We start from the raw sequence: 16,255 nt of genomic DNA, 5'->3' as shown, positions 1-16,255 counted from the left end.
CGTGCATGAGCCCTGTGTGGTTGGTTGCGCGCGAAGAGCTGCGTTTCATGGCCCGCAATCGCTCCGCCGCCATCGGCGTGGTATTGCTGATGCTGCTGACCCTGGTGGCGGCTTTGACCGCCGCGCATCACCAGCGTGAGGTCACCGAATTCCGTGCGCGTCAGCAACAGGCCGCGCAGCAGGCCTTCGACGCGCAACCGGACCGTCACCCGCATCGGGTGGTGCATTACGGTCATTTCATCTATCGCCCGTTGCCGGCCCTGGCCGCGTTCGATTCGGGCGTGGATGCCTTCACCGGCAACAGCATGTTTTTGGAAGGCCATCGTCAGAACACCGCCAACTTTGGCGATGTGCGTCAGAGCTCGCTGCTGGTGCGCTTCGGTCAACTGACACCGGCCTTCGTGCTGCAGGTGCTGGCACCGTTGATGCTGGTGTTTCTGGGGTATGGCGCGGTGGCCCGCGAACAGGAGACCGGCACGCTGCGCGTGTTGCTGCTGCAGGGCGCCACGCGCCGACAACTGCTCGGCGGCAAATATCTCGCGCTGGCCGCCGTGGCCGGCGTCTGTCTGTTGCCGGCCTTGGTCGGCCTGATACCGATCGCGTTGCTGCCGGGCCAAGCGGTGCTGGTCGCGCTGCTGGTGCTGGCCTATGGCGTGTATTTGCTGGCGTGGTGTGGCCTGGTGTTGGCGGTGTCGATGCTGTGCCGGCGCGGCCGCGATGCGCTGCTGGTGTCGCTGGCGTTGTGGGTGTGGCTGGCCCTGCTGGTGCCGCGCGTGGCGCCGGATGTGGCCAGTGCAGCGTACCGGCTGCCCACGCGGTTGGAGACCGATGTGGCGATCCAGCGCGACCTGCGCACGCTCGGCGACAGCCACAACCCGGACGACCCGCACTTTGCACAGTTCAAACAACAGGTGCTGGCGCATTACGGCGTGCAACGGGTGGAAGACCTGCCGGTCAACTACAAAGGGTTGCTGGCACTGGAAGGCGAGCGGCTCACCGCCAGCCTGTTCGAGCGCTACGCGGCGCGCGATGCACGCATCCAGCAACAGCAGAATCTGCTGGTGCGCACGTTTGCCTTGCTGAGCCCGACGGTGGCGTTGCGCGAGGTTTCGGTGAGCCTGGCGGAAACCGATCTGCGCGCGCACGACCGCTTTCTCGCACAGGCCGAGCGTTACCGTTACACGCTGGTGCAACAGCTCAATCAGCTGCAGGCCGATGCGGTGAGCATGGCCGACGACACCGCGCAGGATGCCGGTGCCGATCAACGCAAGCGCATTGCGTCGGCGCATTGGCAGCGCATTCCGGTGTTTACCTTTACCCCGGCGTCCAATGCCGACGTCGTACGCGCGGCAGCTGCGCCGCTGGGTCTGATCGCGGCCTGGATGCTGGCCGCCTTGTGCATATTGCTGGCTGCTGGGCGGCGCGTGGGAGTGGCACGCTGATGGTGCTGTGGAAATACGAAGCGCTGTTGTTGCTACGCGCACGCGCGGCCGTGGCCGGGTTGCTGCTGCTCGCCCTGCTGACGGTGTGCAGCCTGCTCTCCGGGCAGCACGTCATCGATGCGCAACGCGCCAACATCGCACGCATCGCACCGCTGCAACGGGAAGACAGCGCGGCAGTGGAAGCATATGTCGCGCGCTCCAACGATGCCGGCAGCGCGGCGTACTACAGTTTCCACCCGACCTGGGACACGCCATCGCCATTGGCCTTCGCCGCAGTGGGCATGCGCGATGTGTCGCCGTACATCTTGCGGATACGCGCGCTGGGTCTGGAAGCGCAGATCTACGATGGCGACAGCTATAACCCCGAGCTGGCGCTGGCCGGGCGTTTCGACTACGCCTTTGTGCTGGTGTTTCTGCTGCCGCTGTTCGTGATCGCGTTGCTGTTCGATCTGCGCTCCGGCGAGCGCGAGGCCGGACGTGCGCGCATGTTGGCGGCATTGCCAGGCGCGGGCACCGCCTTGCTGATGCGCCGCGTGGTGGTACGCGCGGTGGCGGTGCTGGCGTGTTTGTGCGTGCCGTTCGCGATCGCTGCAAACCTCAATGCGGTGCCGTTGCTGCAGCAACTGGCAGTGCTGGCGCTGACCTGCGCCTATCTGCTGTTCTGGGTGGTGCTGGCGGTGGTGGTAGGTCGTATCCCTTGGCGGCCGGCCGCGCATGCCACGGCGCTGGCCACCTGTTGGGTGGTGCTGGCGCTGGTGGCGCCGGCCTTGGCGCATGTGGTGATCAATCAGGCAGTGCCGGTCGATCAAGGCACCGAAATTGCGCGGCTGCAACGCGAGGCGGTGAACCACGCCTGGGATATTCCGCGTCAGGCCACCATGCAACGGTTCTACGCGAGCAATCCCCAATGGGCGGATTCGCCGCCGTTGACCGATGCGTTTCACTACAAGTGGTATTTCGCCTTCCACGAAAACGGCGATCAGCAGGTCGCCCCGCAGGTCGCCGCCTATCGTCAGGGCTTGCTGCGCCGCGAAGCGCTCGCGCGGCGCGTGGCCAGTGTGTTACCGCCGGTGGCAGTGCAGGCTGCGCTCACGCGCTTGGCCCACACCGATCTGCAGGCGCAGCTGGCCTATCAGGATCGCATTCGCGCCTATCACCAGGCATTGCGTACGTTCTATTACAGGTATCTGTTCCGCGACCGGCCGTTTACCCGCGACGACTTTCCGCGTGCGCCGCGTTTCGATGCTGCCGCCAAGCCGGCACCGCAGGACAGCTAAGCGCGGCTAACGAAATAATTGCGCTGCGCGCCAGGCGTGCGCGGTCGATGCTCGGTGCGGCTTGCATCACTCGTACTCTCTGGTTCTGGGAGCGCCGTCCACACTGCGCCGAGGACGGCGCGTTACTTTTTTTGACGCCCTCAGTCTTAACGTAATGCTGAAAATTCCGCATTAGCTGCGAGCAGCCTGTCCCGCATGCGATTCCCAAGTTGCATGGTGTGCGGCATGCAGTCGGTCGGCTGCCGCGCTGTTGCCATCATTAGCAGCATGCACGATACGGCTATTGCTGAATATGGCGTCCGTTGCCGAGATTGTCTGCAAGTGGATCATTTTTAATTTAGAAGAATAAATTCTGCTGAAATCCAGGTATGACAAATAAATGGATAATCTAGGTGACTGCAAATCATTTATGTGACATAATTCCGATAATGGCTTCAAATATCATAAAGAATGCGCGCGCCGATGTGCTGCAATCGGCGTAAATTAAAATAAATAATATATTTAATAGGAGAGTAATTTGATGTTCACGAAGTTAATGGCGCCCGGTGCGTTTCTGCTGCTGGGTCCGCTGCTTGCACTGTTGTCTCCCGTAGCCAAGGCGGAGCAAGCGCATCGATTTGTTGATGTGCGGATCAGCGAGGACCAGCAAAAGACAGCCCTTGCCTACTGGACGCCGGCCCGTATGGCCAGCGCATTGGCCCAGACGGGCGATCAGGATCTTGCCATTCACACGCGTGACGGCATGCTGAAGCCAGACCGTGTCGATCCGGCCGGCGGGGTCGAGATGATGTCGACCGGGCGCCTGTTCTTTCTTGCCAATGGGCGCGATTCGTACTGCACCGCTAATGCCGTGCAATCGGCCACGAAAAGCGTCATTGCGACCGCAGCACATTGTGTGCAGAACCCGTCAAATCGTCCGAATGGTCCACGGATCGAACATCTGGTGTTCCTTGCGCATTATCGGAATGGCGAGTGGTCGGGGCGGTTTCCGGTGAGGAATGTCCACACGGTGACCGGATGGAGTGGCAATGGTGATGCGGGATTCGATTTTGCCTTCCTGAGCCTTGGACGCGATAACTATGGTTCGCGCATTGGCGATCTCGTTTTAGAGAGTCCGGTACGGTTTGCGGCGCCGCCAACGCTAGGAAATTTCTACGCCTACGGCTATCCCAACGCGATCGGTGGAGGTGCGCTTCCGCAGAAGTGTTCCGGGCTTGCCACCGAAAACCCGATCCTTCAGCCCGGCCCGGAACTCCGTGTCGTACGAGGCTGTCCGAATTTCTCGGGAGGTGCTTCCGGCGGCCCGGTCATGCAGACATTGCCGGATGGCACATATCAGACCGGTAACGTCAAGGGCTATAGCCCCGCCGCCGGCGGGACCGTGACGATGACCTACTGGGAGAATGCGGCGCACGGAGCCTGGGATCGCGCGCAGCAAGACCAGTAGCGCGGCACAGTTACGACCGTGCCGGGATCGGTCATCGCCGGGCGTAGGCGCGCACGTCCGAGACCGACTCGGCATTGTCATCGGTTGCCCTTCCGGCTTACGGAGGAACGGGTCTAGCGAGACTCTCGCTGCCGTATGCGTAGATCCACTGCGAGCGTGTGGCACTGTATGCATCTGCCGGTTACAGATCACCGGCATGGCGTTCAATCGGGCGGTGCCGACCAAAGGCGGTACCGAGATCGCAGCTCTGCGACGCAACGCCCTACAGCGCAAGCCGGATCAGGTGGGAGCCAGCATGCGTGAACGCATCGCTGTCTGGCTGGGCGCGTTGCTGGATCCTCCGCGTGGGCAGCGCAGGGCCAGCCTCTCAATTACAGCATCGATGCGGCCATACTCACGTAACTGCGCCTCATGACGCGTCTTATTGCGTGAACAGTACTGAGTGTGCGCGCAATGAAGGCACACAGCACCCGCAATTACCCAGTGCTGCGCCGCTTCGAGGTGCCGCTACGGCTGCGCTTCTTGCCGGCTGCCGGCGGTGCGGCCGTTTCGTCGGCCAGCACGCCGCCGTGTTGCATCTGCTCCAGCCACGACAACGCATCGACATAGCCGAGGAAGTGCTGCAGATAGCCGGGCGAGCGTTCGCGCATCAGGGTGATGCAGCGATGCACCAGCACGCTGGAATTGAGCGGACCGGCATCCTTAGGGGCGTCCTGCAGCGATTGACGCACCTGGCTGGCGGTACGCACGGTGGTCCAGGTGCGGCGGAAATCGTCCAGCGCCGGCAGCTCCGGAAACAGCTGCGCATCGGCGGCCGCAGTCTTTCTGCTGTCCACTTCCATCAACGCGGCGTGGCCTGCCAGCTGGTCGATCAACACGCCGAGCGGGCTACGCTGCGTTGGCTGCGACGCAACGCAGGCCTTTGCGCCGCGCGCAGTTTTCTTGACGGTGGCCGCATACGCATCGACCAGGCCGGCAAGCGTTTGTTCCAGTACCGCACGCACTGCATCGGCCTGCGTTTCGGCACGCGTCGCCAGGGTCTGCATCAGATGGAAACGCACCGGGTCCAGCCGGTCGGCGCCCTGGCTGCGCCAACGCTCCAGGCGCGCGCGTGCGGATGCCGGTGTGCTCATCGCGTGGCGGCGGCCTGCGTTGGCGCGGCGCGCTGCGCACCGGATGGGCGCGCGATCGGGGCGATCTCCACACGGCGATTCTTGGCGCGGCGCGCTTCGTCGGCGTTGGAGTCCACCGGTTGCTGCGCGCCGAACGCCGCAGCGAACACCGATGCGGCCGGCACGCCTTCGGCGATCAGTGCACGGGTCACGGTCAGCGCGCGCTGCGCGGACAATTCCCAGTTGTCGGCATAGCGACGGTTGCCGCCCAGCACCGGGCGGTCGTCGGTAAAGCCGCTGACCATCAGCAGTTCCTCGCGCGTGCTCAGATACTGCGCCAATGGCGCCGCGAGCGACTTCAATACCTCGCGGCCTTCGGGCTGCAGTTGATCGGAGTTGAACGCAAACAGCACGTTGCCGCGAATGCCGATGCGGCCATCGACCAGTGTGACGCGGCCGGCAGCCAGCGGCGCGGCCAGCGCCTGTTCCAGGGTCTTGCGGCGTTGCGCTTCGGCCTGGCGCTGTTTGACCTCGTGATCGAGACGGCTGGACAACTGCAGCTGCACGCCTATCACGCCGACCAGGATCAGCACGAACGCGCCCAGCAACACCGACATCAGGTCGCCGAATGCGGCCCAGATCGGGGTGCCCGATTCGCCGTCGCTTTCAATCTCGTCGCTCATGCCTGCTCCGTTGCGCCGGCATCGCTGCGGCGGCCCTCGAGCTGGCGCAGTTCTTCGATGATCTGCTTCTGCGACAGCATGCTGAGGTCCACCACTTCACGCGCCTGCGCCACGTAATACGCCAGCTGGTCGTCGCTGCGCGCCAGCGACGCATCCAGTGCGGTGGCCACGTGTTGCAGGCGTTCGTTGAGCTCGCCGGTGGAGCTGCTGAACAACTGCACCGCCATGCCGAAGGCTTCGCCCAGGCTGGCCACTTCCACCGCGCTGCCGCTGACGTGCGCGGCCACTGCGCCGAGCTTGCCGGTTTCGCTGCCGATCTGTTCGGTGAGTTGGCTGCCCACGCGCTGCAGCAGGTCCGCCGAGGTGGTGACCAGCGCATCGACGGCGTCGCGTTGTTCGGTGGAGGCGTGATTGACCGCGTTGAGCAAGGTGTCCAGCGTGGCCAGCAGGCGGCTGCGTTCTTCCAGCATGGCGGTGTCGCGCACCATGCTTTCCGACAGGTTCTGGCGCAGCTCGGCCACCACATCGGCCGCGGCCTTGGGCGCTTCGGAGGCGATCTGCATCAGGCGCGAGACCTCGGCAATCGTGGCGCTGGTCTGCGCCTGCGCCTGCGTGGACAGTTCGCTGGCGGTACTGGCCAGGGTGTCGCAGATGGCCTGCTGTTGCTGGGTGACGCGCTCGCCGGTCTGTTCCCACTGCGTGGCCAAGGTGGCGCTCATCGCGGTGAAGCGCTCGCTCCACAGGGTAAGACGCTGCGCATCGCGCGCCTCCAGCGCGGCCTGCAACTCGGTGTGCGAGTGCTGCAAGGTGCCGACCAGGCCCGCGGCATGCGTGTCGAAGCTGGCGGTTGCGGCGGCCAGCGCGTTCTGGTACTGGGCGGCCAATGCGGCGCTGGCGTGTTGCTGCTGTGCCAGCGCATCGCTCCAGGCCGTGGCGGTCTCGCTGCTGGACTGCTCCATGCGCCTGGACACCGCATCCACCAGCGCGTTGGAGCGCGCATCGAAGGTGCTGGTGAACTGCGTCAATGCGTTCTGCAAATCGTGCGTGAGCATGTGGTTGGCGCGCTGCTGTTCGGCCACTGCGGCTGTCCAGCTGGCTGCCGTGGCGGCAGTGCTGGTCTCAAAGCCGCTGGTCAAGCCATCCAGCTGCTGTTGCACGGCCTGCTGCACGCCGTGCTGCAAGGTGGTGGTCTGCTCGGCCAGCTGTTCCAGCGTTGCCTGCAACTGCGTGCCGAGCGCTTGGGTGGTGCGTTGTTGTTCGGCAAGCACCGCTGCCCAGGTGTCGGCGTTGGCGGCGGTGCTGCGTGCGAAGCCGTCATCCAGTGCGCGTAACTGCTGCTGCACGGCGGCGCCGACGCTGTCCTGCAGGGCGCTGCTGCGTTGCTCGACCTGCGCCAGCATGGCCTGCATCTGCTCGATGAGCGCCTGCTGCGCGCGCGCCTGCGCAGCCAGCGCCGCCTGCCAGTGCTCGGCCGCAGTGCGTGCGCTGTCCTTGAAGCCGGCGTCGAGGCCATGCAGTTGCTGCTGCACCGCTGTGCTCACGCCCTCCTGCAATGCAGTGGTGTGCTGGGCGATCTGCGTAAGCGTGGTCTGCAGCTGCGTGTTGAGCGCCAGCTGTGCGTGTTCCTGTGCGGCAAGCGCGGTGGTCCACTGTTGCGCGGCGCTGCTGGCACTGCGATCGAACCCGCTGCTGATGCCGTCCAGCTGCTGCTGCACGGCCTGGGTGAGCTGCGCGTGCAGCGCGGCGGTGTCGCGTGCGATGCTGGCCATGGTGGTCTCCATCGCCGGCTGCAACGCCGCGCCAACCGCGCGCGCGCTGTCTGCGACGCCGGCCTGCAGCGATTGCGCCATCGCCGTGGCCAGCCGCGTGTAGGCCGCTTCGGTTCTGGCGTGGAACTCGGCCTGCTGTGCGGCCAGACGTTCGTTGGCGGCGATGCTCTGCTGCTCGATGCTGCCCATCAATGCCTGCAGGCGATCGATCAATGCCGGCATCAATGCGCTTTGTTGCTGCTGCAGCTTGAATGCTTCGCCGCGCTGGTGCGCATCAGAGTGCGGGTGCAATTCGGATGCGATTTTCAGATCCAGCCGCTGCACGGCCTGCAGCCGCTCGCGGCGGCACAGCGCCGACAACAGGCCCAGCATGGCCGAGGTGGCAACGCCGGCGATGGAGGTGCCGAAGGCGAATGCCAGCCCTTCCACCGGTGCCGCCAGCGACCCGCGAATGGCCTGCAGGTCGGTGGCGCTTTGCAGCGCAAAGCCGGTGCCTTTGAGCGTGGCCATCATGCCGAGCAGGGTGCCAAGCATGCCCAGCAACACCAGCAGGCCGACCAGATACGGCGTCAGCGTCGGCGCCGGCAACGCCACACGCGCACCCTGGATGCGCAGACGCACTGCATTGCGCAGGCTCGGGTGCAGCTGCTCCAGCCACGCGTCCAGCGCCGATGGTGCAGCGGTGAGCCCGGTCACTGCAGTGTCCAGCGTGGCGCTGGCCTGACGATAGCGATACAGCTCCAACGCACCGGCGAGGTAACACGCGCCGATCACCGCTGCGACGCAGGCGCCCAGCGGGTTGTTGCCCAGATAGCCGAACCCGACCCAGCAAACCGCCAACAGGCCGACGAGAAACACACACACGTGTACAAGAGTTTTGAACATGACGTCCCAGTTAGCGGGTACGAAGCGCTGCAAGCAGGCCTTCGATCGGGTGAAAACGAACATCCAGTTCGGCGAGCAACACGCTCTGCATGTCTTTACGAAATACATCCAGCCAGCCATCGGACACCGCGCGTGGCGCGGTCTCCTGATCGGTTGGCGCGCGGTGCGCGTACGCGGCCTCGCGCAGGCGGTCGAAATGCGTGCCCAGCAGGCCCGGCACGGTGTTCAACAAGGTCTGCTCGCGCGGGCTCAAGGTCAGCTCCATCACCGCATCCACTTCGGCCAGCCGTGCCATGTCGCTGGACACCAGCGCCAGCAGGTCGCGCAGCCGCCCACGCAAATCGCCGGTGGCGGTGCGCATGGCGCGTTGCATCGCCAGGTAGTGCTGCCGGAACGGCGCGTAGTCGGGCACTGGCGGCTGTGCATCACTGTCCGTCGCAGCGCGCGCCTCGCTACGCAGCCGCGCAACCAGGGCATCCAGATCGGCCACGCTGCTGATCGCAAGGCCAGCGCGCACGCGCGCACAAGCGTCGGCATCGAGCGGACGCGGTTCTGGCAGGTCGTCGGTCTCGGGCAACTTGCCATCCAGCGCCTTGGACACGGCCACGGCGCGTGTCCAGTCGATCCACTGGCTCAGCCGGTCGGCCAGCGCATGGTTGGACTGGGCGATGCGGACATCGCTGAGGCGTGCGAGCAGGCGAATGAACGCCGGGCCCGAGAGGGGCGCCCGTGGAGCAGCTTTCGCCATTGTTCCGGTCAAAGACCGCGCATTCTACACGGGAATGCCAGCGGGTCGGCCGGCGACACCGGGCGTGCGCTGCGGTGGCTGGTGACGTTCATGGTTGGGCAGAACTGCGGTCAGGGTGGTATTCGGGAGTCGGGCTGTGGCGGCAGGTGACTTGCCGGAGCGTCGTCAGCGCAGACGGCCGCTGCAATCGGTCGAGCCGGCAGCATCAGGTGAGATGGTTGTGGCGCCTGCGCTTGCGCCGATTCATGAACAATATTCATGACCGCATGCCGCCTACATGGCATCGCGCGGCGCGCGGGTTTGCTACAACCACAGCAGAGCAGCCGGCGCCCGCCATGCAAGGCTGCCATCGCGCCCGGGCTTTAGCCATCGCCAGATCTGACGCCATCGCAGACCTGCCGCTGCGGCGCAGGCCGCCCGCACCCCTCAGGAGCATCCGCATGAAGTTCGACACTCCCGCAGGACCCAACCCCAGCGACCAACTCAAGGTGCTTGGCCAGCCGGTCGACCGCGTGGACGGGCCGCTCAAGGTGACCGGGCAGGCTCGCTACGCCTATGAATGGCATGACCAGCCCGGGCAGATGGCCTACGGCTATATCGTCGGCGCGGCAATCGGCAAGGGCCGTATCACCGAGATGGACACCGCCGTCGCACAGGCGGCGGCCGGGGTGATCGCCGTGCTTACCTACCAGAACGTGCCCACGTTGGGCACCGGCGAGTTCTACGTGCAGCGGTTTCTGGCCGCGCCGCAGGTGGACCACTACCATCAGGCGGTGGCCGTGGTGGTGGCCGAGACCTTCGAGCAGGCCCGTGCGGGTGCGGCGCTGGTGCGGGTGCGTTACGCGCGCGAGCGCGGGCAATACGACCTGGCCGCCCAGCAGGCCAGCGCCCCGGTGGCGCCGCAGGCCCCGTTCGGCGGGCCGCCACAGACCGCACAAGGCGATTTCGCCGCCGCCTATGCCGCCGCGCCGTTCACCGTGGATGCCACCTACCGCACCCCCGACCAGGCGCACGCGATGATGGAACCGCACGCCACCATCGCGCGCTGGGAGGGCGAGCAGCTGATCTGCCACACCGCCATCCAGCAGATGAACTGGGGCACGCGCGATCTGGGCAGGGCACTGGGTGTGCCGAAGGAGCGCATCCGGTTGCTGTCGCCGTTCATTGGCGGCGGCTTTGGCGGCAAGGGCACCGCGCAGGCGGATCTGGTGCTGGCCGCGCTGGCCGCGCGTATCACCGCGCGGCCGGTCAAGCTGGCCCTGCAGCGCCCGCTGATGTTCAACAGCACCATTCACCGGCCTGCCACCATCCAGCGCCTGCGCCTGGGCGCCACTGCGGACGGGCGGCTGACCGCCATTGGCCATGAGAGTTGGTCGGGCAATCTGCGCGGCGGTCGCAGCGAGCCGACCACCTTGTCCACCCGTGCGCTGTATGCCGGTGCCAACCGGATGACTGCGGTACGGTTGGCGGTGCTGGATCTGGCCGAAGGCAACGCCATGCGCGCGCCCGGCGAGGCGCCGGGGATGATGGCGCTGGAAGTGGCGATGGACGAGCTGGCCGAGCGCGTGGGCATGGATCCGGTGCAGCTGCGCATCGTCAACGACACCCAGGTGGACCCGGAACAGCCGCAGCGCCCGTTCTCCACGCGGCCGTTCGTGGCCTGCCTGCGCAACGGCGCGCAACGCTTCGGCTGGTCGCAGCGCAATCCCACCCCCGCCAGCATGCGCGATGGCCGGTGGCTGATCGGCATGGGCATGGCCAGCGCCATTCGCGGCGCGCCGATCTCCAAGGCCGGCGCGCGTGCGCGGCTGGACCGCAGCGGCACGCTGACCATCGAAACCGACATGACCGATATCGGCACCGGCAGTTACACCATCGTGGCGCAGACCGCGGCCGAACTGCTCGGCGTGCCGCTGCAGCAGGTGGTGGTGCGGCTGGGCGATTCCAGCTTTCCGGAAACGCCCGGCTCGGGCGGGCAGCAGGGCGCTGCCTCGGTCACTGCCGGCGTCTATGCCGCCTGCATGCAGCTGCGAGAGGCAGTGGCGCAGCGCCTCGGCATTGCCGCAGACCAGGCCCGCTTTGCCGATGGCATGGTGCATGTGGGCAGCCGCGCCATCCCGCTGGCGCAAGCGGTCGAGCACGGCGAGCTGGTGGCCGAGGACGCCATGGACTACGGCACGCTCAAACAGCAGTACGCTCAGCAGACCTTCGGCGCGCACTTTGCGCAGGTGGCGGTGGATGCCGACACCGGCGAAATTCGCGTGCGCCGGCTGCTGGCGGTCTGCGCGGCCGGGCGCATCCTCAATCCCAAGACCGCGCGCAGCCAGGTGATCGGCGGCATGGTGATGGGCGTGGGCGCGGCGTTGATGGAAGAGCTGGCGGTGGATACGCGGCTGGGCCTGTTCGTCAATCACGACCTGGCCGGCTACGAGGTGCCGGTGCATGCGGATATCCCGCATCTGGAGGCGCATTTCATCGACGAGGTGGACCCCACCATGTCGCCGTTGAAGGCCAAGGGCGTGGGCGAGTTGGGCTTGACCGGCGTGGCGCCGGCGCTGGCCAATGCGATCTACAACGCCACCGGCATCCGCTTGCGCGACTATCCGATCACCCTGGACAAGCTGTTAGCGCAACTGCCGCGCAGGGCGGGGTAAGTGCAGAAGGAAAAAAGCGGTGTGGCGCCGACCGATGTCTGTAGCGGGGTCAGTGCCGTCAGCAAGCACTCGCGTGTTGGGCTGGCGATGGAGCTAAGAGCGGCTAACAAACCGTAGCGAGCAGTCGTCAGGTGGGTGTGGACGGCGCGGAGGAACCGGAGTGTACGGGTGGTACATGCCGATTCCGAGCACCGGCCGCACCCGCCTGGCGGCTGCACAGTCGTTTTGTTAGCGGCTCTAAGGCAGCAGGCCGTGGTCGATGCATGCATGCGGTAGCAGCTGTGCATGCGATTGGGGGCACCTGACACTACGCGCAGCTAACAAAACGACGGTGCTCATCGCCAGACATGCGCGGCCCGTGCTCGGTGCGCATGTACCCCTCCGTACACTGCGGTTCTGAGCGCGCCATCCGCACCCACCTGACGACTGCTCGCGACGTGGTGTTAGTCGCTCTGATTGGAAGTTTTCTGCATTGATACCGATGCAGGTCGGGCAGCGCCAGATCACCTGTCATGTGCGTCTCTGACGACTGTGTGCCGGTGATCGCGTGCTGACGAGCACGACCGTGCAGTTGAGCTATGTAGTGACCTAGGCAGCATAAAAACCGTGCCGTTGGGCGAGCCCGGGCGCGATGGACACATCGTTCCAGCTGCGTTTTCGGCCATCTCTCTAACCAATTCAGGTTGGCGGGCGCCGTCGCCGAATCGCCTGCGTTTTGTAAGGTGAACGGGTATAAGCTGCCGGCCGGGGAAATCCCCAACGAGGAATGCAATGGACCACTCCGACATGCAAGTGTCCGATCTGCTGGTCTTGGAGCTGCAAGGGTTCCACGACGCCTATGGCAGTGGACCGGACTTTTGGGACGCCTACCAGCGCATCATGGGCGTCGCGGCGCAGGCCGGCGGCAACATGATCAATCTGGCCAACGAAATGGCCTCACTGGCGCAACGGTTCGGCGCTATCGATCGCGCGCAGCTGCTGTAACTGCCTCCCGCGGTCCGGTGCTGGCGTGCGGCTGCCGCCACCGCGCGGTGCGCTCTGCGCCACCGTCGCATGCGTGACGGCCCGCGCGCTCACCCAATCTTTCTGTCGTTTTCACGCACGCCTGCTGCGCGCATTTTTACGGTTGGCGCATCGATGGCACTGCGTGATCTTCGCCGATCACGCAGTGTCGGTCGGGGCGCTATCGCAATGCGCTGGGCAGTGGAGATGCGACGCGCCTGCGTTGCCCGCCAATGCAGCGGCGCCCCCAACCCGTGCCGGATGCGGTGATCCGGCACCTCGTTGAGGAGCTAAGGTGTGAGCGAAACAGTCGAAGGCGTGCGTGTGCATCTGGTCGGCGGCCCGCACGATGGGCAGATGCGATGTGGCGCGTCATTGCCGGGCGTGATGCTGCCGGCGGGGTATCGCATGACGCCCTGGCCGGGCGGCCAACCCGGCATTCATTGGCAGCGTGAACTCAATCTGGCGTGCGTGCATGAGTCGCTGGCGGCCGATGCGCTGTGTGCAGCGCTGGGTGGGCAATGGCGCAGCTATCTGACGGCCCGTCGGCAGCAAGCGGCTGCAGGCAAGGGCGGTGACGTACACAACGGATGCGAAGAAACGGCGCTTGCGTGATGCGGTGGATCTGGCCGAACGCGCAGCTGTTCTGCGTGAGTGGATCAATGCGGCAACCTGCCGGTAAGTCGCAATGCACCTCGGGGTGACGTTGGATCGATCACGTGGCAGGCAAAAGGGAACTGCGCAAGAGGCGGTCGATTCACGACCCCAGCATGCGCGGTGCTGCAGCGCTTGACGCTATGCGCAACGCATTTGCCGCACTCAAAACGAACGCAAGCGCAGGCTAAGGCGCAGCCCGCCTGCCAGCGAAGGCTTACTCGACGGCGTCGGGCGCCTTGGCGGGTGTGACCACGGCGGTCTCGGGCGCGCCGCGCTTCTTGTCGCGACGCAGCGGCGTGTCGCCCAGGCGCTCGATCGCGCCACCGGATTGCTGAAACGCTTCCAGGTCGGCGGCCAGACGTTGTTCGGACAAGCGCGGCTTGCCTGGTTGATTGCTGACGGTCATCGACTGGCGGCGGGAGTTATTCATCGCGAATCCTCATGCGTTGTAGAGCGTCAAGGGGATGCCCCGCCGGCGTTGATCGTCGTAGGTGGCACGCACGTCGCGGCAATACGGTCCGGACATGACGAAACGCCGACAGATCGCCGGGCGCGTTTCATAGATCGAGCAGCACATACGCGCCGAATCGAGGGCCACGCACCAGCCTTCCTCGTCGCGCGCCATCACGTGCCAGCCTTGCGGTGTCACGCTGGTCAGATGCTGAGGGATGCGGTCGGATGGATCGACCATGACGGTGAGCCGGCAACAGACGGCGTCGCAGCGTTCGCAGAGAGTCTTGATGGAAAAGGCCAGATTGAAGTGAAGGCGACACCGGTCTCCGGCCGCAACTCCACCATACACCCTGCGCGCGCCCGGATGTGAACCGGCACCCGCAGGCCCTGTCCTGAACGCATGTCGCGGGAATTGCAGGCTGTGCGATGGCGTTGCTGGAGTTGCCCGCTGACGGCAACACCCCTGCCGGCGCTGCAGCGACGCGCCGACGCACCGAGATCGCGCGGCCTTGTGGCGCCAGGATGCGTCGCGTGCTCGATGCAGGTGGCTCGCGGTACCGGCCTTGGATTGCCGCGCTCGCTGAGCAACTGGCCCCAAGAATGCCGGTGCGCCGCGTTGCCTTTGTCACGCCGGTGCGAAGACGGTTTTCACCCATGCTATCGATGGCGCGCCGTCGCGTGGGGGTGTCCGTAGCACGCATCGGGAGCACCGCTATGAATACATCCAAGCCGCATCCATCTGCGCACGATCATTCCGCAGGTCACGACCAGAAACACCGCGACAAGCAGAAGCAGGACGCGCTGCAGGACGAGGCAGTGGAAGAAACCTTCCCGGCCAGCGACCCGGTGTCGCCGTTTGTGCCGGCCAAGCCGCTGGACTGAGCGCGGCGATCACGATGAGTCAGCCGCCGAGCGGTGAGGCAAGTGTGTGGTGATCACAATCAACAAGGCCCGGTCAGTGACTGGGCCTTGTTGGTTCACGTGCTGGGATGCGACGCTTACGGTGTCAGGACCACCTTGCGGCAGTCGTCCTGCTTCTTGTCGAACAACGCATAGCCCTGCGCCGCATCGGCCAGCGACATGCGGTGCGAAATGATGGCATTGGGCTTGAGCTCACCGTTGCCGATACGCTCCAACAAAGACGGCATGTGTTTTTGTACATGCGTCTGGCCCATCTTGAAGCTCAGCCCCTTGTCGAAGGCATCGCCGAGCATGAAGGCATGGATGAAGCCGGCATACACACCGGGCACGCTGACGACGCCGCAGCGCCGCGTGGCCGCGATGCATTGGCGGATCGCCACACCGCTGCTGCCTTCCAGCTTGAGGTTGGTGAGCGCGGTTTCGATCGCACTGCCTTCGGCCTCGAAGCCCACCGCCTCGATGCTGGCATCCACGCCGCGACCGTCGGTCTGCGACACGATCACATCGGCCGGGTCGTCGATCTCATCGAAGTTGATTGGAATCACGTCGTAGGCCTTCGACGCGAAGTCCAGGCGGTACGCATGCCGGTCGACCATGAAGATGCGCTCTGCGCCCAGCATGCGGCAGCACGCCGCAGCCATCAGGCCCACCGGGCCGGCGCCGAAGATCGCCACCGTGGATCCCTGCTTGACGCCGGCATCGACAACAGCCTGATACCCGGTGGGCAGGATGTCGGACAGGAACAGCACTTGTTCATCGTGCAGCGCATCCGGCACCACCAGCGGCCCGACGTTGGCCTTGGGCACGCGCACAAATTCGGCTTGCCCGCCGGACAGCCCGCCGTAGAGATGGCTGAAACCAAACAGGGCCGCAGGCGGGCGCATGTCCTTGTGATTGAGCGCAGCGCCCTTGCCGGTGTTGGTGGTTTCGCAGGCAGAAAACTCTTGCAGCATGCAGTGGAAGCAACGCCCGCATGCGACTACGAACGGAATCACCACGCGATCGCCCGGTTTCACCGCCGTCACGTCCGGTCCGACCTCTTCAACGATACCCATGAACTCATGGCCGAGAATATCGCCAGGGCGCAGGTCAGGAATCTTGCCGCGGTACAGATGCAGATCCGAGCCGCAAATTGCGGTGGCGGTGACGCGCAAGATCACATCATCGCGTTCGACCAGAACCGGGTCCGGCACTTAGGTATCCCC

At 65.3% G+C, this 16,255-nt stretch carries 14 protein-coding genes and 2 other RNA genes; 8 read left to right on the top strand and 8 right to left on the bottom strand.

Annotated elements, in window-relative coordinates; all coding sequences use genetic code 11:
* Positions 1–5 precede the first annotated feature (5 nt).
* The 3 genes from ACCQ06_RS19695 to ACCQ06_RS19685 all read left to right on the top strand — a co-directional run bounded on the left by ACCQ06_RS19695 (position 6) and on the right by ACCQ06_RS19685 (position 4,166).
* Positions 6–1,442, top strand: a complete 1,437-nt coding sequence (locus ACCQ06_RS19695; RefSeq protein ID WP_316688811.1) for an ABC transporter permease — start codon at positions 6–8, stop codon at positions 1,440–1,442.
* Complete coding sequence (locus tag ACCQ06_RS19690; RefSeq protein ID WP_316688809.1) at positions 1,442–2,719, top strand: DUF3526 domain-containing protein; 1,278 nt, start codon at positions 1,442–1,444, stop codon at positions 2,717–2,719. Before ACCQ06_RS19695 ends, ACCQ06_RS19690 begins: the two co-directional genes overlap by 1 nt.
* Before the next feature lie 520 nt (positions 2,720–3,239).
* A complete protein-coding gene (locus ACCQ06_RS19685; protein WP_316688807.1) occupies positions 3,240–4,166 on the top strand; it encodes a trypsin-like serine peptidase in 927 nt (308 codons plus the stop codon).
* 476 nt (positions 4,167–4,642) lie between these two features.
* Here ACCQ06_RS19685 and ACCQ06_RS19680 read toward each other — a convergent pair whose 3' ends face one another.
* The 4 genes from ACCQ06_RS19680 to ACCQ06_RS19665 are packed head-to-tail and all read right to left on the bottom strand — an operon-like array spanning position 4,643 to position 9,363.
* Positions 4,643–5,299, bottom strand: a complete 657-nt coding sequence (locus ACCQ06_RS19680; protein ID WP_316688806.1) for a DUF2894 domain-containing protein — start codon at positions 5,297–5,299, stop codon at positions 4,643–4,645.
* Positions 5,296–5,961 (bottom strand): OmpA family protein, encoded by a 666-nt coding sequence (locus ACCQ06_RS19675; protein WP_316688805.1) that lies wholly within the window; start codon positions 5,959–5,961, stop codon positions 5,296–5,298. The genes ACCQ06_RS19680 and ACCQ06_RS19675 overlap by 4 nt, the downstream gene beginning before the upstream one ends.
* Positions 5,958–8,615: a DUF802 domain-containing protein gene (locus ACCQ06_RS19670; RefSeq protein ID WP_316688804.1), complete on the bottom strand. Its 2,658-nt coding sequence runs from the start codon at positions 8,613–8,615 to the stop codon at positions 5,958–5,960. Before ACCQ06_RS19670 ends, ACCQ06_RS19675 begins: the two co-directional genes overlap by 4 nt.
* 10 nt (positions 8,616–8,625) lie before the next feature.
* On the bottom strand, positions 8,626–9,363 hold the full coding sequence (locus ACCQ06_RS19665; protein WP_316688803.1) for a DUF3348 domain-containing protein: 738 nt from the start codon (positions 9,361–9,363) through the stop codon (positions 8,626–8,628).
* 440 nt (positions 9,364–9,803) lie between these two features.
* Between ACCQ06_RS19665 and paoC the strand changes: the two genes are divergently transcribed.
* Entirely contained in the window at positions 9,804–12,017 is a 2,214-nt protein-coding gene (paoC, locus tag ACCQ06_RS19660; protein WP_316688802.1) for an aldehyde oxidoreductase molybdenum-binding subunit PaoC, read from the top strand.
* A 101-nt stretch (positions 12,018–12,118) separates the two neighbouring features.
* Here paoC and ACCQ06_RS19655 read toward each other — a convergent pair.
* Positions 12,119–12,194, bottom strand: a non-coding RNA gene (locus tag ACCQ06_RS19655) — sX9 sRNA.
* Between the two features lie 194 nt (positions 12,195–12,388).
* On the opposite strand from ACCQ06_RS19655, the gene ACCQ06_RS19650 reads away from it, so the two are divergent.
* The 3 genes from ACCQ06_RS19650 (at position 12,389) to ACCQ06_RS19640 (ending at position 13,634) form a co-directional block, all read left to right on the top strand.
* A non-coding RNA gene (locus ACCQ06_RS19650) (sX9 sRNA) lies at positions 12,389–12,466 on the top strand.
* A 322-nt stretch (positions 12,467–12,788) separates the two neighbouring features.
* A complete protein-coding gene (locus ACCQ06_RS19645; RefSeq protein WP_104617446.1) occupies positions 12,789–13,001 on the top strand; it encodes a hypothetical protein in 213 nt (70 codons plus the stop codon).
* A 315-nt stretch (positions 13,002–13,316) separates the two neighbouring features.
* On the top strand, positions 13,317–13,634 hold the full coding sequence (locus tag ACCQ06_RS19640) for a hypothetical protein (protein WP_228323381.1): 318 nt from the start codon (positions 13,317–13,319) through the stop codon (positions 13,632–13,634).
* A 256-nt stretch (positions 13,635–13,890) separates the two neighbouring features.
* On the opposite strand, the gene ACCQ06_RS19635 is transcribed toward ACCQ06_RS19640, so the two are convergent.
* Together ACCQ06_RS19635 and ACCQ06_RS19630 are read right to left on the bottom strand one after the other, a co-directional pair.
* Complete coding sequence (locus ACCQ06_RS19635; protein ID WP_104617445.1) at positions 13,891–14,106, bottom strand: hypothetical protein; 216 nt, start codon at positions 14,104–14,106, stop codon at positions 13,891–13,893.
* A gap of 9 nt (positions 14,107–14,115) precedes the next feature.
* A complete protein-coding gene (locus ACCQ06_RS19630; protein WP_046965021.1) occupies positions 14,116–14,367 on the bottom strand; it encodes a YkgJ family cysteine cluster protein in 252 nt (83 codons plus the stop codon).
* A gap of 476 nt (positions 14,368–14,843) precedes the next feature.
* Here ACCQ06_RS19630 and ACCQ06_RS19625 point away from each other — a divergent pair, with 476 nt between their 5' ends.
* Positions 14,844–15,011 carry a hypothetical protein gene (locus ACCQ06_RS19625; protein WP_316688800.1) on the top strand — a complete coding sequence of 56 codons (168 nt, stop codon included), beginning with the start codon at positions 14,844–14,846 and terminating at the stop codon, positions 15,009–15,011.
* Between the two features lie 116 nt (positions 15,012–15,127).
* On the opposite strand, the gene ACCQ06_RS19620 is transcribed toward ACCQ06_RS19625, so the two are convergent.
* Positions 15,128–16,243: a zinc-dependent alcohol dehydrogenase gene (locus tag ACCQ06_RS19620; RefSeq protein ID WP_316688799.1), complete on the bottom strand. Its 1,116-nt coding sequence runs from the start codon at positions 16,241–16,243 to the stop codon at positions 15,128–15,130.
* Positions 16,244–16,255 lie beyond the last annotated feature (12 nt).

This window comes from Xanthomonas sp. NCPPB 4467 (assembly GCF_041475665.2).
Classification (GTDB): Bacteria; Pseudomonadota; Gammaproteobacteria; order Xanthomonadales; family Xanthomonadaceae; genus Xanthomonas; species Xanthomonas dyei.
This window is presented reverse-complemented; position numbering and strand designations above follow the sequence as displayed.

Bases quoted from the DNA above. Each gene is read 5' to 3' on its own strand.
- ACCQ06_RS19630 (WP_046965021.1), bottom strand. From the start codon at position 14,367: ATGGTCGATCCATCCGACCGCATCCCTCAGCATCTGACCAGCGTGACA.
- ACCQ06_RS19645 (WP_104617446.1), top strand. From the start codon at position 12,789: ATGGACCACTCCGACATGCAAGTGTCCGATCTGCTGGTCTTGGAGCTG.
- ACCQ06_RS19665 (WP_316688803.1), bottom strand. From the start codon at position 9,363: ATGGCGAAAGCTGCTCCACGGGCGCCCCTCTCGGGCCCGGCGTTCATT.
- ACCQ06_RS19690 (WP_316688809.1), top strand. From the start codon at position 1,442: ATGGTGCTGTGGAAATACGAAGCGCTGTTGTTGCTACGCGCACGCGCG.
- paoC (WP_316688802.1), top strand. From the start codon at position 9,804: ATGAAGTTCGACACTCCCGCAGGACCCAACCCCAGCGACCAACTCAAG.
- ACCQ06_RS19635 (WP_104617445.1), bottom strand. From the start codon at position 14,106: ATGAATAACTCCCGCCGCCAGTCGATGACCGTCAGCAATCAACCAGGC.
- ACCQ06_RS19625 (WP_316688800.1), top strand. From the start codon at position 14,844: ATGAATACATCCAAGCCGCATCCATCTGCGCACGATCATTCCGCAGGT.
- ACCQ06_RS19670 (WP_316688804.1), bottom strand. From the start codon at position 8,615: ATGTTCAAAACTCTTGTACACGTGTGTGTGTTTCTCGTCGGCCTGTTG.
- ACCQ06_RS19685 (WP_316688807.1), top strand. From the start codon at position 3,240: ATGTTCACGAAGTTAATGGCGCCCGGTGCGTTTCTGCTGCTGGGTCCG.
- ACCQ06_RS19680 (WP_316688806.1), bottom strand. From the start codon at position 5,299: ATGAGCACACCGGCATCCGCACGCGCGCGCCTGGAGCGTTGGCGCAGC.
- ACCQ06_RS19695 (WP_316688811.1), top strand. From the start codon at position 6: ATGAGCCCTGTGTGGTTGGTTGCGCGCGAAGAGCTGCGTTTCATGGCC.
- ACCQ06_RS19675 (WP_316688805.1), bottom strand. From the start codon at position 5,961: ATGAGCGACGAGATTGAAAGCGACGGCGAATCGGGCACCCCGATCTGG.